We start from the raw sequence: 24317 nt of genomic DNA on the forward strand, positions 1-24317 counted from the left end.
AGCCGGACGCCCAACTCAGTTCTACAGCAAGGCAAGGCGTGCCCCACCGACGTCCGCGGGCGTCACCCGGCCCCCGGCCGGGGCTGGCGCGCGGTCGAGCGGATGAGCTGCCGGGCGGCGGCGGACCGGCCGGTCCGTGCGTGGCGGGCGAGACGGCGGAGTTCGGCCCGGGCCTCCTCGGGGGTTCGTCCTCGGTCGACGAGGATGCCGATCGCCTGATCAGGCCCCGGGTCGGCGGCCGGTCCGCCGAGGCCCGGGGGGCCGGCCGGCGGGGTGCGGTGCCGGTCGAGCGCGACGTCCGCCGGCTCCAGCCCGAGGGCGAAGACCAGGTCGGCGGCGAAGTCGACGAAGGCTCCCGGCGCGTCGGCGTAGAACACCACCGCGTCCCCCGGCCCGGCGGCACCGGGCCCGGTCAGCGGCACCCGGACGGAGCTGGCGACCGGGCCGGGCGGCACACCGTCGTCCAGCACGGTGAGCGTCAGCGGGAGGCCGTCCGGGACGAGGGTCATCGTGAGGCCGAGCCAGGACGGCACCGTGAGCCGCAGGCTGTCGGCGAGCTCGCGCACGGAGCGCGCCAGGTCGGCGCCGGGGTGTCCGAGGGCCTCGGTGAGGGTGCCGAGCCGGTGCGCGAGTGAGCCGGAGATGTCCACGGTGGGTGCTCCGGGCGCCCCGAGCACCCGGCCGAACCGCCCGGTCCGCCCGCGGCGGGACGCGGCGCGCGGTGGGCGGAGACCGACGGCGGTCGGGGTCCGCCGTCCGGCGGCCTCCGTACCCCTGACGCTACGCCGGATCGGCGGCGGGCGGGGCTCAGCCCGCGCCGTGCCGGGCCCTGGCCCGCGCCACGGCCTCGTCGAGGAGCTGCTGGGCGACCACGGAGACCTTCCGGTTCTGACGCTGGCTCAGCACCCGCAGCTTGTCGAAAGCCTCGGCGGGGGTACAGCCACTTCGGCTCATCAGGATCCCCAACGCCTGGTCGATCGCGGCGCGGTGGGTTAGCGCGGACTGCAGCTGGGCGGCCAGCCGCTGGGCCCGGGCGAGGGCCTGGGCGTTCTGGACGGAGATCGCGGCCGGCACGGCGAACAGCTCCCCGAGCTCCACGGCCCGCTCGTCGAAGGCGTGCTCGGCGCGGGCGTAGACGTTCATCGCCCCCAGCACCCCCTCACCGGCCAGCAACGGCAACGACACCACGCTGTGCACGCCCAACCGGCTGACCTGCGGCCCGAACCGCGGCCACGCGGGATCCCGGCCCAGCGAGTGGGACCGCACCGTACGCCGTTCGGCCGCCGCGGTGATGCACGGTCCCTCGTCGAGGCCGTACTGGATCGCGTCCACCTCCCGGACGAACCCGGCGCTCGCCACCATCGTGTCGGCCCGGTCGTCCTCCAGCAGCGTCAGGCCCGCGCCGTCCGCGCCCGGGATGGCCCGCACGGCGAACTCGGCGACGTGCGTCAGCAGGACGCGCAGGTCCAACCGGGCGGTGGCCAGCCGGGACAGACCCGTCAGGCTCTCCCGCAGGTCCTCGTCGTCGGCGACCTGACCGGTGGAGCGGGCCGCCACCGGTGCGTCCCCGGCCGCCGGAGAGCCCGGCCCCGTCTGCGTCATGGCGCGCTCCGTCCTGCTCGTCCGCAGCCAGCCGTGCGTGGTCGCATCGGCGGTTCACGTGGCCATTGTCCGCCCGAACCGGCCGCCGACAGGCAGCATCGACAACAGGCGTGGTACGCGAGTACCGTCGAAGGTGGTTGAGCCAGCAGCCAGCCCGGAGACGACGGTCGGCCTCACGCCCACCTCGGGAGCGATCAGCTCACAACCGGGCACCTCCGGTGACCTCCTCCTGCCGAGGATCACCATGCCCCTGCAGCTGCCCGCCGCCCCACCTGCCCCGACGGCCCGGACGACGAACGGACCGTCACTTCGTGCTGCCCGCTCGGCCTCCCGCCGGCCCGACCACAACTGAACAGAGGCACACCATGAAAACCCTGATCGTCGTCCTCGTCGTCGTCGCGCTGGTCCTCCTGCTCCTGTTCGCACTGTCCGTGAAGATCGTCCGGCAGTACGAGGAGGGCGTGCTGTTCCGGCTCGGCCGGATCCGCGCGTCGAGGAAGCCCGGCTTCACCCTGATCATCCCGATCGTGGACGTGCTGCACCGGATCTCGCTGCGGATCGTCACCATGCCCATCCAGTCGCAGGGCATCATCACCCGCGACAACGTCAGCGTCGACGTCTCCGCCGTCGCCTACTTCCGGGTGGTCGACGCGGTGAAGTCGGTCGTCGCGATCGAGAACGTGGACGCGGCGATCAACCAGATCGCCCAGACCACGCTGCGCAAGGTGGTCGGTCAGCACACCCTGGACGAGACGCTCTCCGAGACCGACACCATCAACCTGGACATCCGCGAGATCCTCGACGTCACCACCGTCGAGTGGGGCGTGCAGGTGACCCTGGTCGAGCTCAAGGACATCCAGCTGCCGGAGAGCATGAAGCGCGCGATGGCCCGCCAGGCCGAGGCCGAGCGGGAGAAGAGGGCGAAGATCATCAACGCCGAGGGCGAATCCCTCGCCGCCGCCGCCCTGGGCGACGCGTCCGACACCATGATGGCCCACCCGCTCGCCCTGCAACTGCGCAACCTGCAGAGCCTGGTGGAGATCGGCGTGGACAAGAACACCACCGTCGTCTTCCCCGCACCGCTGATGAGCACCATCGGCGAACTCGGTTCCTTCCTCGCCCGCGAGACCGCCGCCGCAACCCGGCAGACCCCGCCGACCACCGGGCCGACCATCGCACCGGACGGCACCCCCGCGCTCCCTCTCGTCCCGCAGCCGACCCACCCCCGGCCCGTCCCGGAGGCGGTGGTCAACGGCGGCCGGGCCATTCCGCAGCGGTGACCGACGTGACCGTCCCCGACGGGGCGCCGGCCACGGCCACCGAGCGGTGACGGCCCGTCAGCGGGTGAAGGTTCGCTGCTCGCCCGGCCGGACGCTTGCGGCGGTGCCCCGGATGTGGAGTTCGACCGGTTGACGGTTGTTCTCCGGCAGCGCGATCGTCACGGTCTTTCGGTCCACCGTGACCGTCACCCCCTGGTGGCCCCGGTAGCGCAGGTCGAGTTCGAGGTGACCGAGGGCCGCGGGCAGCCGGGGGTCCAGCCAGAGGGCGTCCTGGCGGATCTCCAGGCCGGTGTAGCCGCGTTGCAGGAGGTCGACGGTGCCGGCCATGGCACCGAGGTGGAGGCCCTCGGCCGTGGTGCCGCCCTGGAGGTCCTGACGGTCGGCGGCCACGGCGTCGCGGAAGAACCGCCAGGACGCCCGGGGGTCGGAGCGGGCCAGCACCCAGGCGTGCACCACGGCGCTGAGGGTCGAGCCGTGCACGGTGCGGGGCAGGTAGTAGTCGACGGTGCGGCGCATCAGTTCGTGTCCGGCCGGGTAGCCGAGCCGGCGCAGCAGGTCGCGGACCTCGCGGGCGGAGAACAGGTAGAAGAGCATCAGGGCGTCGGCCTGTTTGGACGCCTTGTAGCGGTTCACGCTGTCGCCCTCGGCTTCCAGGATCCGGTCCAGCCGCCGCAGGTCCGGGTAGCGGCTCCGGTAGAGAGCCCAGTTCAGTTCGTCCAGCCGGTCGTAGCCTTCGAACTGGCTGAGCACGCCTTCGTGGAAGGGGACGTGCAGGTGCCGCCCGACCTCCTGCCACCGGTCGCGTTCGCCGGGGTCGAGTCCCAGACGATCCGTCAGCTCCTCGCGCCGACGGGCGGGCAGGACGTCGAGCGCGTCCTGGGCGCGGGCCAGCACCCAGGAGGCGAGCACGTTGGTGTAGGCGTTGTCGTCCAGCCCGGGCCGATCCGTCCACGGGTACCCGTCGTGGTACTCGTCCGGGCCGACCACGCCGCGGATCGACCAGCGCTCACGCGCGGGGTCGTACGCCGCGAGGTCGACCCAGAACCGGGCGACCTCCGCCAGCATCTCGGCGCCCGTGGTGGCCAGGAAGTCCACGTCACCGGTGGCCTGGTAGTGCTGCCAGACGTTGTAGGCGACGGCCGAACCGACATGCCGTTGCAGGTGGCTGTGATCGGGCAGCCACCGTCCGGAGAGCGGGTTGAGGTGCAGCTGCTGGGACTCCTCCCGGCCGTCGCTCCCGCTCTGCCACGGGTACATCGCCCCGCGCAGGCCCGCTTCGCGAGCCGCCCGGCGGGCCGCGTCCAGGCGGCGGTGCCGGTAGTCCAGCACGGCCCGGGCGAGCTCGGGAAAGCGCAGGTTGAGAACCTGCAGGACGAACAGCTCGTCCCAGAACACGTGCCCGCGGTAGGCCTCGCCGTGCAGGCCCCGGGCGGGGATGCCGACGTCAAGGCCCACCGAGTGCTCGGAGTAGGTCTGCAGCAGGTGGAACAGATGCAGACGGATCGTCCCGACCCCCTCGAAGTCCGCCTCGCACCGGAACCGGAGCCACAACCGGGCCCAGCGGAGCGAGTGTTCACGCACGAGCTCGTCGAAGCCGGCCGCCCGCTGCACGAGCGACCGGGCGGCCCGCAGCGGCGACCCGGCGACCTGGTCGCGGGAGGTGTACACCGCCACCGTCTTCTCCACCGTCACCGGCACACCCTCGGCCACGTCCATGACCAGGGTCTGCGCCACCCAGCCGTCCCGGACCTCCTCGGTCCGCACCGTCGCCACCGGCACGCCCGACCGGTGGGCGCGGGTGCGGGCGGCGAGCGCGAGACGGAGCGCCGATCCGCGGGTGGCGACCTCCAGGTGCAACTGGCCGTCCCGGTCCACGCCCTGGCCCACGGACTCCCAGTGACGGCTGGTCAAACCGCGATATCGGGCGACGCCGGTATTGGCGACCGTACCGTCCAGGGCGGAGCGCACCTCCAGCCCGCCCGACCAGTTCTCCGGCAGCAGTTCGGTCTCCAGCGCGAGCAGGTGCGGCTGCGCCTGGCTCGCGATCCGGCGCTGCACCAGTCTGGTCCGGCGGCCGAGTGCGTCCACCACCAGAGCGGTCCTGGTCAGCACACCCGTACGCAGGTCCAGTTCCAGGTGCTGGCTCGCCGGGGGTCCGGAGAACCACTCGCCCTCGGAGGAACGGAAGGTGAAGGGCAGCCAGTTCGGGCAGTTCAGCAGGTCCTCGTTCTCCACCTCCCGGCCCCCGACCACCGAGACGGTCCGGTCATAGCAGCCGGCCAGGTAGGTGCCCGGGTAGTGCACCCCGTCCGCCTCCGCCTCCGGAGCGGCCGCGCGGCTGACCAGATACCCGTTGCCGACCGCGCACAGGACTTCGCGCACGCCTTCCGACGACGGCTCGTACCCCTCGTACCTCAGGCGCCAGGTTTCGTCCGCCAGGCCGCCTCGGAGCGGCTGCGTCGTCACTCCCGCTCCTCGGCGGTCCCGACCGCAGAGCTTCCGTCCAGGTGTCCCATTGCCGTCTCCTGCCTCAGGGCCTCCGGTGGTCCGGCCGGCCGGGCAGGCGCTCCGTACCGCGCCTGCCGTACCTCGGTTGGCCTCTGCCGGCCCGTCACACCAGCTGCCTGCCCCACTCCCGGGCCAGGGCGAGCTCGCCCTCGCGCAGCGGGCCCGCGACGTCCCGCACCACGAAACCCCGGGGCTCGGTCACCAGGTCGAAGTGGTGGCGCGCCAGGCGGCGGGCGATCCCGTCGGCCGCGCCGCCACTGCCCCGGGACTCCCCTCTGGTGTCGAAGGCGGCGGCGCGGGCGCCGGCGCGGGCGGCAGGGAGTGTGTGGAACCAGGTGCGGAGCCCGGTTCCGGCCACCTTCGGCTCCGGTCCGGAGCTCCTCCGTTCGACCTTGTCGTCGTCCTTGTCGTCCTTGTCGATCTTGGAGCTCGCTGCGAGTCTCCGGCTGAGGCGAGTGGACAGGCCCCGCAGGTGGGTCGGGCCACCGACCACCAGGAGATCTGCGGAACGGGTCATGCCACCGTCCGTCGCGGAGGCCTCCAGGCACTGGACGTCCGCCTCCGGAGCCGCGTCGTGGACGCCCTCGGCGACCGCCTCGGCGATCCGGCGGGTGTTGCCGTACGTGCTCTCGTAGACGATCACCGCATGCATGGAGTCTCACGCCTTCCGTGTGTGGTCCGGTCCTCGTCGTGATGGCTCGTCAGCCGATCAGCCGTCCGATACCACTGCGACCGGGCAGGGTACGTGGTGAAACGGCGGACCGGACCGCGCAGCACCGTCGCAGCGCTCTCGATGCCCATGGTGTCCTTCATCGTCCGCTGCACGAGCGCCCGCCGGAAGGGCCGATCGGCCCAAGCCGTCGTTCGGAGAACGGCGGACAGTGGGTGGTGAGAGCACCCGCCCTCGCCCCGCCCGACCCTGGAGCCCACGGTGACGTACGCGGCCCGCGCGGCCCGTCCGCCGACCCACCGCAGACCTGAGGTGCCGTCATGTCCGTCCTGACTCTGGACGCGATCGTCCTGGAGAAGCTGCTCTCCGCAGCCGTCGCCGCGCCGTCCGTGCACAACACCCAGCCCTGGCGCTTCCGCCTGCGGCCCGAGACGTCGACGCTGGAGGTGCGGGCCCGCCCCGAGCACCTGCTGACCGCCGCCGACCCGCAGGGGCGGGCCCTGCACATCTCCGTCGGTGCCGCAATCCTCAACCTGCGGATCGCCGCCCGCCATCTCGGCTGGGCCCCGGAGATCCGCCTGCTGCCCGACCCGGGCGAGGCCGACCTGCTGGCCACCGTCGGCCTGGACCGCCCGGTCCGGACCGAACCCCTGCGCGTCGCCGAGTTGTTCGAGGCGATCTGGCACCGGCACACCATCCGCACACCGTTCACCGGCGAGCCGGTGCCGCCGGCCGTCCTCGACGAGTTGACCCGGGCGGCACGGGCCGAAGGCGCGGTGCTCCACCTGCCGGACCGGACGGAGACCCACCGGTTGCTCGGGCTCACCGCCGAGGCCGAACGCCGCAACACCACCGACCCGGCGCGCAGTGCGGAGAGCCGCTCCTGGCTCCGGGAACCAGGAGCCCCGGCTCTGGGGATCCCGGACGCGGCGCTCGGCCCCCAGGACGCGACCGGCCGCCTCCCGGTACGGGACTTCGCCGCGATCCGCCCCGCCGACCACCTGCCACCCGCCGCCTTCGAGGCCGAGCCGCGCATCGCGGTGCTGACCACCGCGAACGACCGGCCGATCGACTGGCTGCGCGCAGGCCTCGCCCTGGAACACCTCCTGCTCACCGCGACCGTGCACCAGGTCCGCGCGTCCCTGCTGCACCAGGTCATGGAATGGCCCCAACTGCGCTGGGAAGCACGCGACTCCGAGCAGGGGCCGGAGCACGTGCAGATGCTGGTCCGGCTCGGCTACGGACCCGAGGGCGCTCCGACGCCCCGACTGACGGTGGCAGAGGTACTGGACAGCGACGGCGGCCTGCGGGGACTACCTCCCGGGTAGCCGGGCCGCCCCTGGATCGCCGGAGCGCGCCAGGGCCGGACGGCCCGTTTCCCGACCCGTCCGGCCCTGGGCGCGCGTCGGCACCCGCGCGACGCTGGGAGAAGGCAGGGCCGGTCACCCGGCTGGGCCCGCCGTCCGGAAACGCCACGAGGAGCGCACAGGACCATGAAGGCACTGACCTGTCACGGACCGGGCCGCCGAACCTGGGGCGAGGCACCGGACCCGGTTGTCCACGTCCCCGGGGTCGCCGAGGGCCGGGTGCTCGGACACGTCTCGGCCCGCGGCCGAGCGGCGCCCTCACGATCACCCTCTTCCGGACCTGAGCCGAACCCTGCGAGGAGCACACCGTGAACGACCCGGACACCGGCACCGCACCCGCCGCGACCCTGTCGGACCAAGGCGTCATCGCCCGCCGGATCGCCGACCGACAGCACCGCCTCGGCCTCACCGACGAAGTACTCTCCCAGCGGGCGAACATGACACCGGCCTACCTTCGGCTCCTCATGACGGCAGGAGCCGGTTTCGACCCCGCGAGCCTGCTACGGCTCGGCGCCGCCATGGATCTGACCTACCGCGAGCTGACCGACGGCCCCGCCGACCCACCCCCGGGCCAGGGCCCGCCCGCCGTACACCCCGCCCTGATCCGCCTCACCACCCAGGAGTGCTGGGACCGCCTGGGAAGCGGAGGAGTCGGCCGGATCGCCCTGGCGACGAAGCCAGGGCCGACCGTACTGCCCGTCAACTACACCGTCCGCGTCGGCACCGTCGTGTACCGCACCGACCCGCACGGCGCTGCCGCACCGACTCCCGGCACCGTGGTGTCCTTCCAGGTCGACCGGATCGACGACCGGGTGGGCACCGGATGGAGCGTGCTGCTCACCGGACCCGCCGAGGCCGTCGACGACCCGACGGAGATCCAGGACCTGGAGGCACAGCCCGGTGGCGAGCCGTGGGCCGGGGGCAACCGGCCGATCTGGGTGCGCGTCCGCCCGGACGGCATCACCGGCCGACGTATCGGCACCATCGCACCCGACGACCACCTGCACTGACCCGGCCACGCATCCGACCGACACCGACCGCCGGGCCGATCACCATGTCCCGGACCCGTCCCCCGCCCCGCCCTGCGCCGGGGGCGACCGGTCGTCCGTCCCGTCCGCGCCGTCCGCGCCCTGCGCCGCCCGGGTGGCTTCCTCGCTCGGCCTCCCCCGGAGGACCCAGGCGAGCGGAACCGCGAGCCCCGCTCCGACCAGCGGACCGACGAGGTAGATCCACAGCGGCCCGCCGTGCCCGCCCGCCACCACCGGGGCCAGGCTCCGGGCCGGGTTCATCGACGCCCCGCACGCCGGCCCCGCCCACAGCCCTGCCAGCGCGATGTACCCGCCGATGGCGATCGCCGCGTTGTGACCGATGTTCCGCGCCCCCGACGAGGTACCGAGGATGACCGTCATCAGCCCCAGGCTCAGCAGGACCTCCAACGCCAGCCCGGTGCCCCAGCCGACACCCGGCCCGAGCCGGCTGGCCCCCACCTCCCCCGTCCCGCCGAACAGCCCCCGCAGCACACCGGCGGCGGCCAGCGCCCCGGCCAGTTGCGCCACGAGGTACGCCGGGACATGACGCCACGGGAAGTGACCCCGGGCCGCGAACGCGAGTGTCACCGCCGGGTTGAGATGCGCCCCCGAGGTCTCACCGAGCGTGTAGATCAGCGCGAGCACCGTCAGACCGGCCGCCACGGCGTGGGCGGACGGCCCGACACCGCCCCCGGTGACGGCACCGACCACACCCGCGCCGGCGGCCACCAGGACGAGGAAGAACGTCCCCACTCCCTCGGCTGCCCACCGCCGCCACTGCCGGGTGGTCGCCATCGCTCACCTCCACGCACCGCTCCCTCATCCTGTCACCGGCCCGGCCGACAAGCCCGGTGTGACACTGCGGCGGGCGGCGGGCGCGCCCAGAATCGGAGCAGCGGTTCCCTTCGGCCCCAGGAGTGCAGCGATGGACGTCACCGAGCCCCGCGACTCCGACCTGCCCGTGCGGGTCTTCCTGCTCGACGACCACGAGGTGGTCCGGCGCGGGGTCCGGGACCTGCTGGAGGCCGAGCCGGACATCGAGGTGGTCGGGGAGGCCGGGACCTGTGCCCAGGCGCTGGCCCGGGTGCCCGCGCTGCGGCCGGACGTGGCGATCCTGGATGTCCGGCTGCCGGACGGCGACGGGGTGACGGTCTGCCGGGAGCTGCGGGACCGGATGCCGGGGCTGCTCTGCCTGATGCTCACCTCCTTCGACGACGACGACGCGCTGCTGGACGCGATCATGGCCGGGGCCGCCGGGTACGTCCTCAAGCAGGTCAAAGGCGCCGACCTGGTGCAGGCGGTGCGGACGGTCGCCTCCGGGCAGTCGATGCTCGACCCGGCCACCACCCGCAAGCTCATGGAGAGCCTGCGCCACCACGAGGCGAGCGAACCCGACGCCGCACTGGCCCAACTGACGCCGCGTGAGCGCGAGATCCTCGCCCTGGTCGGCGAGGGGATGACCAACCGGGAGATCGGCAGAGAGCTCTACCTCGCCGAGAAGACCGTCAAGAACCACGTCTCCCGACTGCTCGCCAAACTCGGCGTGGAGCGCCGCCTCCAGGCTGCTGTCCTCGCCGCTCACGCCGACCCCGACCAGCACCCGGGGCGCCCGCACTGACCCCTTCCCCTCGGGCCCGGGGATCGGGGCCGACCGGCCCGTGCCGCGGGCAGGACACCGGACGGCCGTGGGCGGTGCGAGCACCGGCACCGCCGTGCTGGAGCCCGCCGACTGACAGCGCCTCACTCCGGCAGCGGCACCCGCCAGCACAGCTCGGTCCCGCCCTCGGCGGGCGCCCGGGCCTCGAAGCTCCCCCCGTGCGCGGCGGCCCGGTCGGCCAGGTTGGCCAGCCCGCTGCGCCGCCCGCCGGCAGGCAGCCCGCGGCCGTTGTCGGTCACGGTGAGGACCAGCTCCGTCCCGGCCGCCACCGACACCCCTACGACCGTCGGCGCCGCGTGCCGCGCGGCGTTCGACAGGGCCTCCTGGAGGACGGCCGGCACCTCGTCCGCCACCTCGGGCGGCACCGTCACGTCCAGCAGGCCGGTCATCCGCAGCCCCGGCATGAAACCGAGCACGTCCGCCGCCCGTTCGACCACCTCGACCACCTTCGCCCGCAGTCCCCCGGCGGCCGGCCCGGACTCCCTGGCCCGCAGCCCGAAGATGGTGGCCCGGATGGTCTTCGACGTCTCGTCCAGATCGTCGATCGCCCGAAGCACCCGCTCGGTGGCCTCCGGATGCTCGATGAACCGGGTGGCCCCCTGCAGGGTCATCCCGGTGGCGAACAGCCGTTGGACGGCCAGGTCGTGCAGGTCCCGGGCGATCCGGTCCCGTTCCTGGAGCAGGGCCATCTGCTCGGAGTTGCGGCGCCGCTCGGCGAGCTCCATCACCACCGCCGCCTGCCCGGCGAAACCCACGAGCGGGCCCGACTCGTCCGCCCCGAAGAGCGGTCGGCCCGCCGCCCGGGCCAGCATCAGCACGCCCCGCAGCCCGTGCTCGGGGGTGCCGACGGGCACCGCGACGGCCGGCCCGAGCCCTTCCCACCGGGACGGTCCGGCCGTGATCCGCGGGTCGTTGCGGACATCGGCGCTCACCACCAGCCCGCCGGTCCGGGCCGCTTCCCCGACGAACGACCCCTCCAGCGGGACCACCAGGCCCCGGTGCCGACGCTCCCCCAGCCCGACCGCGATCCGCACCTCCAGCTCCTGCGAGCCCGGCACCGGCAGGGCCACCACCGCCAGATCCGCACCCGCCACGTCGCCCGCGCGGGCCACCAGCAGGCCCAGCACCTGCTGCTCGGAACTACCCGAGAGCAGGCTGCTGGTCACCTCGGCGCCGGCGGTCAACCACCGTTCCCGCAACCGCGCCTGTGCGTACAACCGCGCGTTGTCGATCGCCACCCCGGCCGCGACCGCGAGCGTGGCCAGCACCGACTCGTCCTCGGCGTCGAACTCGCCGCCGCCCCGCTTCTCGGTCAGGTACAGGTTGCCGAAGACCTTGTCCCGGATCCGGATCGGCACCCCGACGAAGCTGCGCATCGGCGGGTGGTGGTCCGGGAACCCGTACGAGGCCGGATGCCCGGCGATGTTCCCGGTCCGCAGCGGGACCGGATGCCGGATCAGCTCACCCAGCAGGCCGTGACCCGACGGCAGCGGACCGATCCGCTCGATCTGCTGCTCCGTCACCCCGACCGGGACGAACTGCGAGAGTCGCTGGTCGTCCCCGATCACCCCCAGCGCGCCGTACTCGGCGTCCACCAGGGTCACCGCCGCCTCGACGACGTGCCGCAGCGCCTGGCCGAGCTCCAGGTCGCGACCCACCGCGAGGACGGCCTCCAGCAGGCTGTGCACCCGGTCCCTGGTCCCCCGCGCCACGTCCAACCGGGTCTGCAGTTCGTCCAGCAGAGCGTCCAGGCGCAGCTGCGTCACCGGCACCTGTCCCGCCCCGGCTGCGTCGCTCACCGGCTCCTCCAGGACGCTCGCAACGGTCTGCGGACACTGTCTCCCACCCTAGATGATTGAGTCCAAGGGCTCGTAGCCGTAGCCCACCGGCGAGCGGTGCCGCATGTCGCTGCCCTCGCTCGCCCAGCGCGTGCAAGGCGTGCCCGTTTCATCCTGGCGGTCAGCGGAGAGCACGCGACGCATGCTTCAGTACCTCGGAGGAGGTCTCGGTCGGGGCCCGGCTGGGGAATGGCCTTGAGTCTCCAGTGACTGGAGACAGCAGAGTGGGGGACATGGACGTTACGACCCTCTACTCGATCGGGGAGCTTTCCCGGCGGACCGGCTTGTCTGTGAGGACCATCCGGTTCTACTCCGATTCGGGGGTGGTAGCGCCGACCACCCGTAGTGCGGCTGCGCGCCGCGTTCTCACCTGCTCACCAGCATGATCCGGATCGTGGCCCGCGACACCTCGCTGTGGAGCGACGATGTGTGGCCGGTCGACTCCACACCCGGTTTGAACAGGTGTGACCCGGCGGCCGGCTCGGCTTCCCCCTTGCGGGCCGGTCGCAGCAACTTCAGGTGACGCTCGGCAAGGCCGTGCCCCTTGGACTCATTCAGCTAGGCTGCCCGGCCGGGACCCGCCCGGGGCAAGGCCGCAGGGCCGACCGGCCCAGGAGCCGGACCACCCGGCCCTGGCTCCCGCCCCGTCCACCGACGACGCTGGTGGGCACAGGGCAGCAGCCCGACCGGAACTCCACGAGGGGTGAACGGGACCATGAACGCACTCACCGACCACGGACCGGCCCGCCGCACCTGGGACGAGGCCCCGGACCCGACCGGGCTCGCACACCGCATCGCCGAACGGCAGCTCGACCTCGGCCTCACCGACGAAGCGCTCTGCCGACGGGCCGGACTGACCGCGGCCTATCTCCGTCAACTCCTCGGCACGGGGCTGGAGTTCGACCCCCAGGCGCTGCAACGCCTCGCCATCGCACTGAAACTGACCTCCCCCGAACTCCTCGAAGGCACGGTGCGCCCGCCCTGGGCCAGGGCATCGACGGCCGACGTGATCCGGCCACGAGCGCTCCGCAGTCCGTGACCCGCCCTCAGCCCACCTCGTAGACCAGGTGCGTCGCGGTCGACGTCGCCGTCACGCTCCGCTGCACCAGCATGCGCGGCGCTCCGCCGGTGAACAGCGGCGTGCCCGCGCCGTCGCGCCGCCGCCCGTGCGGACGGGCACTCCTGGGCCGGCTGCTCCAGGCTCTGTTCGAAATCAGTGTGAGCGCATCACGGAGACAGTCGGCGTGTCGGCCCAACTGCCCGAAGTCTCGGGCAAAGCGAGGAAGTTGGGGAGATAATGCAGCGTGCTGGATTCAGCGGACGACGCAACGAGCGAGCTGCGAGGGACGGACGAGCGACTCGCGGCCATGGCCGAGGCGCTGCTCGCACGGGGCTTCAGCCTGGTGCGCAAGCGGGTCTACCGGGACGAGACCGCTGACGGGACGGGCGACCTGGGGTGGCTCTGGCTCCGTGCCGATCCGCCGCTCCACCCGCAGGAGCCGCACGACTGCGTCGTCAGCTACAGCGCGGCCGACGACAACTGGCAGGCTTCGTCCCCGGGAAGAGAAGGCCCGCCGATCCCCGGGAGCACTGACCCCGCCACGGTCGCCGCTCTGATCGCCGACGGAACGGCCCGGCTGCCGGAGGCCATCGCCCACAACGGGGCCGTCGAGGCCCCGGTCGTACGCGACGTGCCCGAATGGGCGGCGCTGATCCTCGGCGGCGTCGCCACGTCGGTGGTGCTTCCCTTCGTACAGGCCCTCGTGGGAAAGTCCGCCGAGGACGCCTACGCCAGTCTGCGCACCCGGTTCCGTGGCTCGCGAAGCGCGGAGCCCGCCCCCGCCCCCGTGGCCACGCCTCCGACCACCGGCCCTACCGAGTACCTCAGCGTGCTCGATCCGGAGACCGATCTGCATCTCGTGATGCCGGATCCCGTCCCGGCGAGTGCACTGCGCCAACTGGCCGCGATGGACCGCACCGAACTCCGGGGCCGCACACTGGTCTGGGACGAGGGCCGAGGGGAGTGGCTCCCGTGCCGGCGGACCTGAACCGCGAAGGCCCCGCGACGCATCGGCTGTCGCGACGGCTCGCGGTGTACTCCGACCGCCAGGACATCGGTGTCCTGTTGGAGCCCGAGACGGAGCAGGAAGCGGCCCAATCCCTGGAATCCGCCGTACGCGCCGTGCTGCAGGACCTGCAGCTCGACGTGCAGCCGCATCTGCGTCTCCTCCGGCTGGTCGGCTGGGTCTTCTGGCTGCGCAGCGGAGCGGACGCCCAGCGCAACCCCCGGCACGAACGAGACCTGACCCTCTCGCTCACGCTGCTCGCCCCGCTGCGGGACGCCGAACCGGAGTCCACCCCGGAAGCCGTACGCCATGCCCTTCCGGCACCTCCACGGCCGGGTGTGCCCCAGGTCCACAGCTGGGGTGACCTCGCGGGTCACCTCCTCCAGGAAGCCGGACCGCACGACCGGACGGCCCTGCTCGCCGCTGCCGCCGTGCTGCAACTGTGCGTGGCCATGTCCGAGGCCGAAGCGGACCGCGCCCGGTCCACCGGCAACCTGGCGCACGTTCTGACGCTGCTTCACGAGCACCACGCCGTCCCGGAGACCATGACAGCCGCACTCGGCCTCGCCCGGCGGCTCTTCGAGGGGTCCTCGTCCGGCACACCCGAGCGGGCCACCCACCTGGCGCGCCTGTGCGAGGTGCTGCTCGTGGCCTACAACTCCCGGCACGCCCCCGACGCGCTCGCCGAACTCATCGGCTTGAACCGCAAGGCGCTGGAGCTGCTGCCGGGTAATCATCCCAACCAGCCGGACCACCGGACCAATCTCGCCGGCCTGCTGCACATCAGGTACCAGGAGACCGGCGACACCGGTTCCCTGCGCGAAGCGGTGGCCCTGAGCAGATCACTGGCCGTGGCACTTCCGCCCGGGCATCCGGCCCTCCCCCGGGCACTCAACAACCTCGCCTTCCACCTCGAAAGACTGGCCGGCGACCACAGCGAGCTGATCGACGCCGCCACCCTGAACGAGATGATCAGCCTCGGCCGCACCGCGCTCGCCGCGCCGACCGGCCCAGGGCCGACGCCGGACCTGCGGATCGCGCTGACGGCCAACCTCAGCCGCTGGCTGCGGCTACGGGCCCGGCTCTCCCAGCCCGGGGAGGCGGCAGCCCACGACACCGACGAGGCGCTGCTCCTGGCCCGACAGGCGTACGGCAGTTCCGCCGGCCATCCGACAGGCGTCGTCCTGGAAGCACTGACCACCGCCCTGTCGGACCGGTACGCCCGCACCGGGGACCACGCGGCTCTCGACGAGGGCGTCGCCCTCCTGCGGACAGCCTGCGACGCGGCGGACACCCCGAACCGCCAGGCGGAGCGGCGCTTCGTACTCGGAGTCACCCTCAACAACCGCTACCTGGATCTCGGCAATCCGGCGGACGCGGTCGAAGCGGCACGGCTGCTGCGCGAGGTGGCCGGCTCCTCCGCCGCGTCCCTGCGCCGCCGCCTGGAAGGCGCGTGGGCGGCGGGCAAGCTCGCTCTCGCCCTCGGCACCCCTGCCGCCGCTGCGAAGGACCTGACCCTCGCTGTCCGTCTCCTCTCGGAACTCGTCGGACAGGTGTGGCAGGACCCGGATCGGGCCCGCGCCCTCGCCGAGTTCGCACCGCTTCCGGCGGTGGCCGCCGGGTGCCTGATATCCCTCGGCGATCCGGCGGGGGCACTGGAACTCCTGGAGCAGGGACGCGGGTTGATCCACGGGGAGTCGGCGGCCGTCTCGGCGAGCCTGGAACGGCTGCGCTCCCGGGCCCCCGACCTGGCGGCCGCGCTGGAGACCTTCCCGGGCGAATGGCGGGCGGCACCGGACGCCGACCGCCGGCAGCAACTGTCCGAGCAGCGCCGGCGGTTGACCGCCGAGATCCGGCGGGTGCCAGGGTTCGAGGAGTTCCTCCGTCCGCCACGGCTCACGGAGATCCTCGCCGCGTGCCATGCCGGTCCGGTGGTGGTGACCATCGCCGGCCGCGACGGCGACGGATCCCACGCACTGATCGTGACGGCGGACGGGGTGCGCTCGCTCTCGCTGCCCCGGCTCGGCCGGAGCACCCTCGGAACGCTCGGCACCAGTATCGTCACCGGATCGGAACTCGCGCTGGACGCCGGCCGCTCCGTACGCGACCGGCTGCTCGCCGAGGACGAGGTGCGGTCCGGTCTGACACTCCTCTGGGACGCCGTCGTCGGCCCGGTGCTCGACGCCGTACGGGACCTTCCGCGCAGCGGCACGGCCGACCCGACCGGCAGGCCACGACTGTGGTGGTGCCCCACCGGCTTCCTCTCCTACTTTCCCCTCCACATGGCGGAGCACCCCGCCGAAGGATCCGCCTTCGACCTGGTGACCTCCTCGTACACCGGCACGGTGCGCGCGCTCGGCCAGGCGCGGCCGTGGCGGATGAGCGCCGGGAGCCGGCCGTTGATCGTCGCCGTACCGCACGCCCCCGGAGTTCCCGATCTCCCCGGCGCCGACGAGGAAGCCGCCGTACTCCTCGACCTGCTGCCGGGTGCCCGCCTCCTGCGCGGACCGGCGGCCACCCGCGAGCGTCTGTTGGCGGAGCTCCGGCACCACGACATCGTCCACATCGCCAGTCACGCCGGGTCCGACGCCGACCGCCACCACGAAGGCCACCTCGTCCTGCACGACGGCCGGCTGCACTTCGGGCACCTCGCGACCGCGCGCGCCGGACAGGGCGGTCTGGCCTTCCTGTCCGCCTGCGGAACCATGCGCAGCCGCCTCGACGTCCCCGACGAGTCGCTGAACCTGCTCTCCGCCTTCCAACTGGCAGGCTTCAGCGACCTGGTGGGAAGTCTCTGGCCGGTGGCCGACCACGCCAGCGTTCGCCTGGCAGAGTCCTTCTACCAACACCTGACCACCCACCGGACCACGGGCGCCGCCCACGCCCTGCACCACGCGGTCTCCGAACTCCGAGCACGCCACCCCGACCGCCCCTCCCTCTGGGCCTCCCCCGTACACGTCGGCCCGTGACCCTGGGCACCTGGCTGGTCCGGCACCGCTGCCGCGCCCGGCGGCCCTCCCGAGTCCGTGCCACCACCGACTGGTAGCCCACACCAACTCGCCTACGGCTACCGGATGTCGGAGGGTGCCGACACGCTCGCGGCCGGCACCGCGAGCGCGAGACGTAACCTGTCACCGTGAGCTTCAACAACTTCGCTCGTAAGGTCCGCAACCCAGCCCTCCCGTTGGGGCTGCGGGTGTCGATGTTGCGTTCGTGTGTGCAGCTCTACCGGCCGATCGGCTTCAATGCCACCTTGAGCCTCCTCGCCTCCGAGGCCGGTGACTTCAGCCGGGACGAAGCCGCCCTCCTGGGTGCCCTTGACGTGCTGTCAGCCAGCCGAGACGCGCGGACGGAGGAACTACGGATCTACGGTGCGATGCGCCGGCAGGAAAAGCTCCTCGGGCGGCGCACACCGCGGATGCGTGACCCGAACCCCAACCCCAACCTCGGCCCAGGCCGGTGGCACGGGGCACCCAGAGCGGGCGCGCTGCACGCCGTCGGTTTCTGGAGCAGCAAGCCCGGCCTGCTGTCGCCGGACGACCTGATCGCTGTTCGAGTTGGCCAGTGCGTCACTGCTTGCCTGGCCAGTGGCGGTCCGCTACAGCCGGCACAGCTGGAAACCCTGGCAGAGTGCATCACCGCACTCAGGGACCGTCGAACTGCCGATGCCTATCGGGACGACCCCGTGCGGTACTTCCAAGACGGCGGCCTGCTGGCCCTTGCGCTCCACGTTCGAACCGCGGCTGTCCCCCACGATGCCGGTGCCGTGGTCCCGGCCGGCACCCCCGCTGCCTCACCTGGCAGGTAGGCGGACGATGCCACTGCACGGGACCGTGAACGACAACCAGCGGGTGTAGCCGTCGCCCTTCGCTGAGGATCACTCAGTGCGCCCGGGCAAGGTCCAGCAGCCGGTGCATGACCGCCACCGGCAATGCCGGATTGCCTGCGGCAGCCGAGGCCTGCGCCGGCAGGACGAGCCGCCGGAGCAGTTCGTCGGCAGGCAACCTGGGGTCGCGGACCGCCCAGTCACCCACGGAATCCGGGTCCGCTGACCCTCCGACAGATCCTCCCGCATCAACACCGCGAGCCGCACGTCGTTCTCGGGATCCTCCGCCAGCCGCAGAGCCAACGCGGTCGGCACCTCGGGATCAGCGGCAGCCTCCCGCCGGACCGCCGGGTCCGGGTGCGCCACCCGCTGCTCCGCCGTCAGCACCAACGGCGGCTCCGGCACCGCGACCGGCTGCCGCCCCCTGTCACTGACGATCCGCCGGATCTTCGGTTCCGGGTCCTGCGCCAGGATCTCCAGCACTCCGGCAGGGACACGACGCTTGTCCTCGACGAGCGTCACCGCATACACGAACCGGACCCGGGGCTCCGGATCCTGCGCAAGCCGGGCCAGAACGCCGACGTCCGCCGCCGCGTTCTCCGCGACGTCCAACCGGTGCTGGACCCGCGGCGACCCCACCAGCAGCTCCGTCGCGGCGGCGTCCAACTGCTGTGGTGCGACCCGCATCCCATCCCCAGGGACCAGGGCTTCGGCAAAGTCGGGGTGAGGGGTCGTCTGGGTGGGTTGGAGGTTGTGCTGGTGCCCCAACGCTGACCGCTCGGGTAGCGGGGCGCGTGGGCCGCGGCCATCGGCGGGTGTTCGGGCTGCAGCCATGTCGGCACCGCCGGCCCGGATCTGGGTACGGTCACAGGCATGTCCACCTCTGCGCTGTCCTTTGGTTCCGCTGCCCGCCTGTACGACTCGATCCGGCCCACCTATCCGGTGCCGGCGGTCGCTTGGGCCATCGGCGCCAAGCCGGTGCGCGTTCTGGATCTGGGGGCTGGTACCGGGCTACTGGCCGGTGTACTGCGCGCCGTCGGCCACGAGGTGATCGCGGTCGAGCCCGACGAGAAGATGCGCGCCGTGGCCGCCGAACGCCACCCAGGCACGCAGGTGCTCGCCGGCAGCGCCGAGGACATCCCGTTGCCGGATGAGTCCGTTGACGCCGTCGTGGTCGGGCAGGCATACCACTGGTTCGCTCCGCAGGACGCGCTGCCGCAGATTCACCGGGTGCTCCGCAAGGACGGCGTCTTCGCTGCGATATGGAACATCCGTGACGATCGGACCCCGTGGGTGGCCGCACTTTCCGGCATCGCCGGCAGCGAGGGATACGGCCTCGAGAGCGCCTGGCAGTACGGACCGGTGACGCCATGGTTCACCGAGCCCGAACGTGGCTTGGTCGAGCACACCGTGACCGTCCCGACAGACCGGCTGATCGACCTGGTGCGGTCCCGCTCCTCCTACCTGACCGCCGACGCCGCCGAGCAGGCCCGCCTGGACCGGGAGATCGGCGAGTTGGCCGCCACCGACCCGGCCCTGGCCGGCCGCGACAGCGTCAAGATGCCCTACCGGACCTGCGTCTACCGGATGCGGCGGGCCTGATTCCTTCGACGGGGTTGAGGTCTGGTGCGCACGAGGGAAGTTGGAAGACGGTGAGCCAGTCGTGCTCGGCCGCGTACCGCTTCACGCCGACGGCCAGGTGCGTGTTCAGATTGTCCCAGACCAGTACGAGAGGTCGCGGTAGTCGGTTCACGCGAAGCACCTGCGGGCACCCTTGAGCGGCATGTGGAAGCGGGGCCTACCCACTGCCCAACTCCTGCTCCAACGAGGCGAACTGCTCCCCCGACAGCTTCGGGAGACTCGCCGGACCCGCCGAGCGCAAGGCATCCTTGCCGCCCTACCGCCAGGCCCGACGCCAACGCTCTACCGACCACTCGCTGACCCGAAGGTCCCGGGCGATCACCGAAGTCCTCTCACCGGCCTCGAACCGGACACCGGCCTGAAGCCGCACCTGCTCACGAAACGCCCGCCGCTCAGCGGTCAGGCCCCCACCCTGCGCATACCGCATACCAACGGCATACCGCAGGGATCACGACCTGTCACCACCGACAACACGACGAAAACCTCCGTAACGTCGCCGCCTCCTTCCGCTACATCGCCCGCGACGCCAGCAGACCGCTCGCCCTTCTCGGCCTCGGGTAATCGCCGAGCCCCCGATTTCTACGAGCCGAGCGATGAGGACGACTGCACAACCCTTGGATACGCGTGCCAGTCTCACGACGGCCCGCACCGAGGTGACGCATGCCAGGGTGAACCGTCACACCGCATCGCCCTCGACTGCGCGGAGCACGGACTTGAGAACATGTGGCCGGACGACCGTATGCTGCTCTCTCCAGGCAGATTCACCCCACCGTTGAGCGACGAGCAGTTGGTCTGGATTCGTTCGGAGAGCGACGCTCTGTGAGTGAAAAGACGTCAGCTCCTTCCGAGCACCACGTTAAGGTGCCCCGAGGACGGTTCCGCCGATGGGGACTACATGGATTTCGAGCGTTTCGACGCGCCGCAAGCGACCGATGATCAGTGGCGCGAGGTCCACGCCCACGAGGTCCAGTCGATGGAGTACGACTGGCCTGAGCTGGCCTCGCCGACGCTCGATGCCATGGTGAACAGGCTGCGTGAGAGCACGACGACAGACTGCACCAATACACTGTGGCTGGCGCGAGAACACGGAAAAATCGTGGCTTCCGCGTCCTACACGGTCCACCACGACGACGCTGACCACACCGTACGCATTGCGTTCATCACAGTCCACGTTCACCCCGAGCGGCGGCGGCTGGGCATCGGAACAGCATTCCTACGCCTGCTGTTGGCGGAAGCCCGCCGGCACGGCAAGGACCGAATTTCCGTGTCCGGGGTGCGCCGCGGTACGTCGGCGGAGGCGTGGACGGTGCGTCTCGGCTTCGAGCCATCAAGTCGGACGCTGCTCCAGCGGCTCGTCATGGCCGACGCGGACCTGGCGCTCTGGGATCTGCCGACGCCTGCCGGGTACCGTGTGGTGTCCTGGGGCGTTGCGGTGCCCGAGGAGTTCTTGTCGCGCTACTGCCGGTACCTCGCAACTTGCTGGGGCTCACCGCATGACTGGTTCGCACCGCAGGCAGTCCGGGAACGCGAAGCGCAGGGGCTGGCAGAGGGCTGTGACAGGCTGGTGGTGGCGGTCGTCCACGAGGCCGACGGGGAGATCGTCGCGACGAAGGCTGCGGAAATCAAGCACGGGGCCGACATCGTGGCGCGCCCGGGCCCCACCAGCTTGGTCCTGGGCCACCGTGACCAAGGTCTGGAGCGGATGCTCGAAGCGGAGGTCCTGCGTCGGCTGGCGGCTGAACGTCCGGATGTAGCCGAGGTGGTGGAGAAGGATCAAGCTTTCTACCTGCCTGAAGAACTCGCCGCCTACAGGTGCATGACGCAGGTCATCGCCGACCTCGGCTATCGCACAGAGGAATACCTACGTGTCGAGGCGGGGGTCGAGCAGTTGAGTACAGCCTTGGGATCCAGCCGGCCCGATTGACACTCCCGGGGGCCGACTGCCCGGTGTGTCGCAGGCGGGAGGGCCCGCGGCTGTCGCACCATCTTCAGCAGTCGACACAACCTCTGATGGTCACGCGGTGGCCGCCTCCGTATCGACCCCTGCCGCCAACTGGTGCCAGGCGTGGGTGCATCCGTCGGCGCAGAACCGCTCCCGGCGGCGCTTGTCCGCCACCCCCAGTAGCGCGACCAGCAGCCGAAACGCCTTCACTCGCTCGTCCTGCGGCAGGTTGATGATCTTTGTCAGCTGCCCGGCCAACTGCCCACGCGTGATCAGGACCGCCGGGGTGTGCGTCGGCCGGATACCGGCGAGCCGTACGCTCTCGGGTCCGTCCTCCACCGTCGCCCGCGCCTGGATGCAGTGCCCGCCCAGATCCCGAAGGACCTCCAACTGGCCCTCGGAGGGCAGGGCTTCGAACCATTCGACACCCTGCCCGAGCGGGCGCAGACCCTGCGCCAGTTCGTTCAACATGACCGTGCGCTCGTCCATCCGCCCGCCTCCGCGATTCAGCCGAGGCCAGTGGCCCCCGAAGGCCATCGAACCAGATCGCGACGTGTGACTGGAGCGCCAGTACTCCGACCGTAGATCGTGATCATGGATGCGGGGCCACTCCTCGGTAGCCTGTGTGTGTGGCTGGGACCTGGGACGAAGTGCAGCTGATCGCGGACGGCTTCGAGCGCGTGTACGTCGAGTTGGAGTGGTACGACGGGCCGCGTGCTGGCCTGGCCGATGTCGACGGTAGGCCCCACTACTTCCAGGGCAACGATTGGGATGACGCCGACGAGGCCGACGAGTACAGCGTCTGGCCCGCTGGCGACGCAGCGGTGGAACTGGAACACGAACAGTGGGCGATCTTCGCCAGGTGGAATGAGCGCCATGAGGCGGGGACGGTGGGGCCGGAGACCCATCCGGGCCGGAGCGGGATCGATGACCGCTACGACGAGCTGACCCTTCTGCTGGCGCCGTACCGTCAGGCGCCGGACGGCGCGAGGCGACTGGTGGGTGAGGTGCGCTTTGATGCGGGGCCCCGCTACCGGGTCGAGGGGCCGGACTACTGGTTCCGGTGGCGTCCGAGCAGGTGAGGCCGCCCGTGATCATCAGGTGTCGGTTGGACAACCACTGATCACGCGGCGACCTCGGACGCCAGCCGCTCCCCTTGACGGCGCCGTCCGGGTCGTCCGCGTAGCGGGTGGTCAGCCGTGGCCCCACTTCGTCCAGACGTGCCCCTGACGCAGACTCACCTCGTTCGCACCGAGGACCAGCACCACCTCGTCCGCGCCATGGAACGCGGCACCGGCCTCTGGGTCCGAGACCACAAGACACACTGCAGGCCGGAGCAGCGCGGATACGTCCCCGCCGATGAGAAGGCCGCCTCGACCTGGCCACGCCGCTGGTCCGGTGCGGTCAGCGAGGGAACATGTCAGCGTACGGGTCGGGTTCTCCGGTGTCGGGATCCAGCCCGGCCTTCCAGCGAAGCTGCTGTTCGCGCCAGTGGACGAACTTCGGGGCGTGGCCTCGCAGGTCGATGCTGAGGGGGTACACGTCGAAGTCGTCGAGGAGAAGCCTGCGCAGGAACTCGACCATGCCGCAGGGGTGGAGCGTGAAGTCCTCGCGGGTGTGGCGGCCGCAGACGAGTACGGGCCACTGTTCGGGGTCCGGGTCGGTGGTCAGCCAGCACAGGATGTCCGCCCCGGACGTCACACCCCAGGCCAGGATGTCGACCGGGTCGAGATCGAGGCCGGCCTGGCCGCCCACCATCTCCCAGGTGGAGCGGGCGTTTCCGGTCTCCCCCTCGAAGGACCCGGGATCCCACTGGATGCCTTCCTTGGGCAGGGGCAGAAGGACATCCACTTCGCCGGCGATCGTGCCACCGCCGTAGCAGGACATGAAGGCGCGGTAGTCGCTCGGAAAGCGGGTACTCCAGGCGGCTTCGGCCGCGGTCCAGTCGACCTGCTCGTCGCTGCCGAACTCGGGCGACATGATCTGAACCAGCGCGGCTGTGCCGGGGTGCTCGTGCAAGACGGTGACTCTCGTTCAGGGTTGGTGCCGGGCGATGGGAATCGCGTTTCCGGAGTCCGGTGCGCTAATCGTCGTCGTGGAAGATCTCGTACTCGTCATTCATGAGGTCCCAGAAGGACCGGTAGCGCCTCGCCCCGGGGAGCCAGTGGGCGTGGTACCACGCTTCCCACTCCCCGTCAGGAGTGACGACGAGCGGGTTGAGCAGGTAGACATCCGTAGCGCCTGGAGTGTGGCTGATCTTGAGCATGTGGGGCAGGTACTCGTCCCGCATCAGGAAGGAGTCCTGCTCCTCCCCGTAGACGTAGTACAGCTCGTCGGAGACCTCGAACGTCTCCGCCGCCTCGACCCGGGGGCCGAACGACTCCGGATCGAGGTCCCTGGCCCAGCCGACTTCCCGCGTCGGCAGGAGCCGCTCGATCCAGCTGGTCGTGTCGAGCCACCCGTTGCTGGTCTGCAGGAACTGGCGGTAACTGGACGGGAGCGCGACGCCGAGCCGCTTCTCCAACTGCGCGATCTCTTCAGCACGGGCGCCCTCGCCGCCGAGCCAGCGGGCAGCGCGCACGGCGGACGAGAAGGGTTCGGATCGCTCCTGTTCGTGCAGGATCGGGTCCAGCCATTCGTCGCTCCAGCGTTGCAGCAGCTCACGCCAGGGATAGGCGCGTTCGGGTGTTTGACTTTCCGGGTTCGACACGGCGGAAGACTACGACGGCGGACTGACAATCTTCCCAGAGCCATCGGGGACGGGCGGACCGGCGTTCGGGGCGGGTGATGGGACGTACTTCATGGCGGTCTCGTCGGCGGTGCCGAACACGCGCATGAAGAGGACAGGATCGGCGATGTGGCGGACCTCATCGAAGATGCAGTCCTGACGGA

General features: G+C 71.6%; 22 protein-coding genes and 3 pseudogenes. 12 read left to right on the forward strand and 13 right to left on the reverse strand.

All coding sequences use genetic code 11. The features are described 5' to 3' along the window. Window positions 1-62: 62 nt before the first annotated feature. Both OHV05_RS00845 and OHV05_RS00850 read right to left on the reverse strand, forming a co-directional pair. Window positions 63-650: an ANTAR domain-containing protein gene (locus tag OHV05_RS00845; protein ID WP_405015798.1), complete on the reverse strand. Its 588-nt coding sequence runs from the start codon at window positions 648-650 to the stop codon at window positions 63-65. A 157-nt stretch (window positions 651-807) separates the two neighbouring features. Further along, window positions 808-1602, reverse strand: a complete 795-nt coding sequence (locus OHV05_RS00850) for a GAF and ANTAR domain-containing protein (RefSeq protein WP_405015799.1) — start codon at window positions 1600-1602, stop codon at window positions 808-810. A gap of 365 nt (window positions 1603-1967) precedes the next feature. Between OHV05_RS00850 and OHV05_RS00855 the strand changes: the two genes are divergently transcribed. Continuing rightward, a complete protein-coding gene (locus OHV05_RS00855; protein WP_405015800.1) occupies window positions 1968-2882 on the forward strand; it encodes a slipin family protein in 915 nt (304 codons plus the stop codon). 57 nt (window positions 2883-2939) lie between these two features. On the opposite strand, the gene OHV05_RS00860 is transcribed toward OHV05_RS00855, so the two are convergent. Beyond that, complete coding sequence (locus OHV05_RS00860; protein WP_405015801.1) at window positions 2940-5348, reverse strand: glycoside hydrolase family 65 protein; 2409 nt, start codon at window positions 5346-5348, stop codon at window positions 2940-2942. A 145-nt stretch (window positions 5349-5493) separates the two neighbouring features. After that, window positions 5494-6042, reverse strand: a complete 549-nt coding sequence (locus OHV05_RS00865; RefSeq protein WP_405015802.1) for a flavodoxin domain-containing protein — start codon at window positions 6040-6042, stop codon at window positions 5494-5496. A gap of 338 nt (window positions 6043-6380) precedes the next feature. Between OHV05_RS00865 and OHV05_RS00870 the strand changes: the two genes are divergently transcribed. Both OHV05_RS00870 and OHV05_RS00875 read left to right on the forward strand, forming a co-directional pair. Then, window positions 6381-7388 (forward strand): Acg family FMN-binding oxidoreductase, encoded by a 1008-nt coding sequence (locus OHV05_RS00870; RefSeq protein ID WP_405015803.1) that lies wholly within the window; start codon window positions 6381-6383, stop codon window positions 7386-7388. Window positions 7389-7735: 347 nt separating this feature from the next. Next, a complete protein-coding gene (locus tag OHV05_RS00875) occupies window positions 7736-8437 on the forward strand; it encodes a pyridoxamine 5'-phosphate oxidase family protein (RefSeq protein ID WP_405015804.1) in 702 nt (233 codons plus the stop codon). 39 nt (window positions 8438-8476) lie between these two features. On the opposite strand, the gene OHV05_RS00880 is transcribed toward OHV05_RS00875, so the two are convergent. Then, window positions 8477-9250: an MIP/aquaporin family protein gene (locus OHV05_RS00880; RefSeq protein ID WP_405015805.1), complete on the reverse strand. Its 774-nt coding sequence runs from the start codon at window positions 9248-9250 to the stop codon at window positions 8477-8479. 130 nt (window positions 9251-9380) lie between these two features. On the opposite strand from OHV05_RS00880, the gene OHV05_RS00885 reads away from it, so the two are divergent. After that, window positions 9381-10073, forward strand: coding sequence for a response regulator (locus OHV05_RS00885; protein WP_405015806.1), 693 nt, complete (start codon window positions 9381-9383; stop codon window positions 10071-10073). Window positions 10074-10195: 122 nt separating this feature from the next. Here the strand turns inward: OHV05_RS00885 and OHV05_RS00890 are convergent, their stop codons facing one another. Next, window positions 10196-11911 (reverse strand): GAF domain-containing protein, encoded by a 1716-nt coding sequence (locus OHV05_RS00890; RefSeq protein ID WP_405015807.1) that lies wholly within the window; start codon window positions 11909-11911, stop codon window positions 10196-10198. Window positions 11912-12156: 245 nt separating this feature from the next. Here OHV05_RS00890 and OHV05_RS00895 point away from each other — a divergent pair. Both OHV05_RS00895 and OHV05_RS00900 read left to right on the forward strand, forming a co-directional pair. Then, window positions 12157-12315, forward strand: a pseudogene (locus OHV05_RS00895) (MerR family DNA-binding transcriptional regulator); the annotation flags it as partial. 350 nt (window positions 12316-12665) lie between these two features. After that, window positions 12666-12989, forward strand: coding sequence for a hypothetical protein (locus tag OHV05_RS00900; RefSeq protein ID WP_405015808.1), 324 nt, complete (start codon window positions 12666-12668; stop codon window positions 12987-12989). A 7-nt stretch (window positions 12990-12996) separates the two neighbouring features. On the opposite strand, the pseudogene OHV05_RS00905 reads toward OHV05_RS00900, so the two are convergent. Next, window positions 12997-13101: pseudogene (locus tag OHV05_RS00905) on the reverse strand (dihydrofolate reductase); the annotation flags it as partial. Between the two features lie 153 nt (window positions 13102-13254). Here OHV05_RS00905 and OHV05_RS00910 point away from each other — a divergent pair. From OHV05_RS00910 to OHV05_RS00920, 3 genes are all read left to right on the forward strand, one after another. Next, window positions 13255-13998 (forward strand): hypothetical protein, encoded by a 744-nt coding sequence (locus tag OHV05_RS00910; protein ID WP_405015809.1) that lies wholly within the window; start codon window positions 13255-13257, stop codon window positions 13996-13998. Then, window positions 13983-16985, forward strand: coding sequence for a CHAT domain-containing protein (locus OHV05_RS00915; protein WP_405015810.1), 3003 nt, complete (start codon window positions 13983-13985; stop codon window positions 16983-16985). Before OHV05_RS00910 ends, OHV05_RS00915 begins: the two co-directional genes overlap by 16 nt. A 167-nt stretch (window positions 16986-17152) precedes the next feature. Then, window positions 17153-17824: a hypothetical protein gene (locus tag OHV05_RS00920; RefSeq protein WP_405015811.1), complete on the forward strand. Its 672-nt coding sequence runs from the start codon at window positions 17153-17155 to the stop codon at window positions 17822-17824. A 69-nt stretch (window positions 17825-17893) separates the two neighbouring features. On the opposite strand, the gene OHV05_RS00925 is transcribed toward OHV05_RS00920, so the two are convergent. Beyond that, window positions 17894-18529, reverse strand: coding sequence for a HEAT repeat domain-containing protein (locus OHV05_RS00925; RefSeq protein WP_405015812.1), 636 nt, complete (start codon window positions 18527-18529; stop codon window positions 17894-17896). Window positions 18530-18715: 186 nt separating this feature from the next. Here OHV05_RS00925 and OHV05_RS00930 point away from each other — a divergent pair, with 186 nt between their 5' ends. Further along, a complete protein-coding gene (locus OHV05_RS00930; protein WP_405015813.1) occupies window positions 18716-19444 on the forward strand; it encodes a class I SAM-dependent methyltransferase in 729 nt (242 codons plus the stop codon). Here OHV05_RS00930 and OHV05_RS00935 read toward each other — a convergent pair. Further along, window positions 19443-19589, reverse strand: a pseudogene (locus OHV05_RS00935) (transposase); the annotation flags it as partial. The gene OHV05_RS00930 and the pseudogene OHV05_RS00935 sit on opposite strands and share 2 nt — an antisense overlap. A 150-nt stretch (window positions 19590-19739) precedes the next feature. Beyond that, window positions 19740-19910, reverse strand: coding sequence for a helix-turn-helix domain-containing protein (locus tag OHV05_RS00940; RefSeq protein WP_405015814.1), 171 nt, complete (start codon window positions 19908-19910; stop codon window positions 19740-19742). Window positions 19911-20378: 468 nt separating this feature from the next. Here OHV05_RS00940 and OHV05_RS00945 point away from each other — a divergent pair, with 468 nt between their 5' ends. Further along, window positions 20379-21407, forward strand: a complete 1029-nt coding sequence (locus tag OHV05_RS00945) for a GNAT family N-acetyltransferase (RefSeq protein ID WP_405015815.1) — start codon at window positions 20379-20381, stop codon at window positions 21405-21407. 90 nt (window positions 21408-21497) lie between these two features. Here the strand turns inward: OHV05_RS00945 and OHV05_RS00950 are convergent, their stop codons facing one another. Beyond that, window positions 21498-21914 (reverse strand): DUF5958 family protein, encoded by a 417-nt coding sequence (locus OHV05_RS00950; RefSeq protein ID WP_405015816.1) that lies wholly within the window; start codon window positions 21912-21914, stop codon window positions 21498-21500. 140 nt (window positions 21915-22054) lie between these two features. On the opposite strand from OHV05_RS00950, the gene OHV05_RS00955 reads away from it, so the two are divergent. Next, the gene (locus tag OHV05_RS00955; RefSeq protein ID WP_405015817.1) at window positions 22055-22507 is read left to right on the forward strand and encodes a hypothetical protein; all 453 of its coding nucleotides are present in this window, start codon (window positions 22055-22057) and stop codon (window positions 22505-22507) included. Window positions 22508-22829: 322 nt separating this feature from the next. Here OHV05_RS00955 and OHV05_RS00960 read toward each other — a convergent pair whose 3' ends face one another. Continuing rightward, the gene (locus tag OHV05_RS00960; protein ID WP_405015818.1) at window positions 22830-23444 is read right to left on the reverse strand and encodes an SMI1/KNR4 family protein; all 615 of its coding nucleotides are present in this window, start codon (window positions 23442-23444) and stop codon (window positions 22830-22832) included. Between the two features lie 64 nt (window positions 23445-23508). Beyond that, the gene (locus OHV05_RS00965) at window positions 23509-24135 is read right to left on the reverse strand and encodes an SMI1/KNR4 family protein (RefSeq protein WP_405015819.1); all 627 of its coding nucleotides are present in this window, start codon (window positions 24133-24135) and stop codon (window positions 23509-23511) included. Window positions 24136-24317 lie beyond the last annotated feature (182 nt).

Origin of the sequence: Kitasatospora sp. NBC_00070, assembly GCF_045041205.1 — a bacterium.
Classification (GTDB): Bacteria; Actinomycetota; Actinomycetes; order Streptomycetales; family Streptomycetaceae; genus Kitasatospora.

What these genes read in the sequence shown, in the direction of transcription:
- OHV05_RS00925 (WP_405015812.1), bottom strand. Translation starts at nt 18,529, where the DNA reads ATGCGGGTCGCACCACAGCAGTTGGACGCCGCCGCGACGGAGCTGCTG.
- OHV05_RS00865 (WP_405015802.1), bottom strand. Translation starts at nt 6,042, where the DNA reads ATGCATGCGGTGATCGTCTACGAGAGCACGTACGGCAACACCCGCCGG.
- OHV05_RS00930 (WP_405015813.1), top strand. Translation starts at nt 18,716, where the DNA reads ATGTCCACCTCTGCGCTGTCCTTTGGTTCCGCTGCCCGCCTGTACGAC.
- OHV05_RS00885 (WP_405015806.1), top strand. Translation starts at nt 9,381, where the DNA reads ATGGACGTCACCGAGCCCCGCGACTCCGACCTGCCCGTGCGGGTCTTC.
- OHV05_RS00900 (WP_405015808.1), top strand. Translation starts at nt 12,666, where the DNA reads ATGAACGCACTCACCGACCACGGACCGGCCCGCCGCACCTGGGACGAG.
- OHV05_RS00945 (WP_405015815.1), top strand. Translation starts at nt 20,379, where the DNA reads ATGGATTTCGAGCGTTTCGACGCGCCGCAAGCGACCGATGATCAGTGG.
- OHV05_RS00880 (WP_405015805.1), bottom strand. Translation starts at nt 9,250, where the DNA reads ATGGCGACCACCCGGCAGTGGCGGCGGTGGGCAGCCGAGGGAGTGGGG.
- OHV05_RS00940 (WP_405015814.1), bottom strand. Translation starts at nt 19,910, where the DNA reads ATGCGGTATGCGCAGGGTGGGGGCCTGACCGCTGAGCGGCGGGCGTTT.
- OHV05_RS00855 (WP_405015800.1), top strand. Translation starts at nt 1,968, where the DNA reads ATGAAAACCCTGATCGTCGTCCTCGTCGTCGTCGCGCTGGTCCTCCTG.
- OHV05_RS00870 (WP_405015803.1), top strand. Translation starts at nt 6,381, where the DNA reads ATGTCCGTCCTGACTCTGGACGCGATCGTCCTGGAGAAGCTGCTCTCC.
- OHV05_RS00950 (WP_405015816.1), bottom strand. Translation starts at nt 21,914, where the DNA reads ATGGACGAGCGCACGGTCATGTTGAACGAACTGGCGCAGGGTCTGCGC.
- OHV05_RS00850 (WP_405015799.1), bottom strand. Translation starts at nt 1,602, where the DNA reads ATGACGCAGACGGGGCCGGGCTCTCCGGCGGCCGGGGACGCACCGGTG.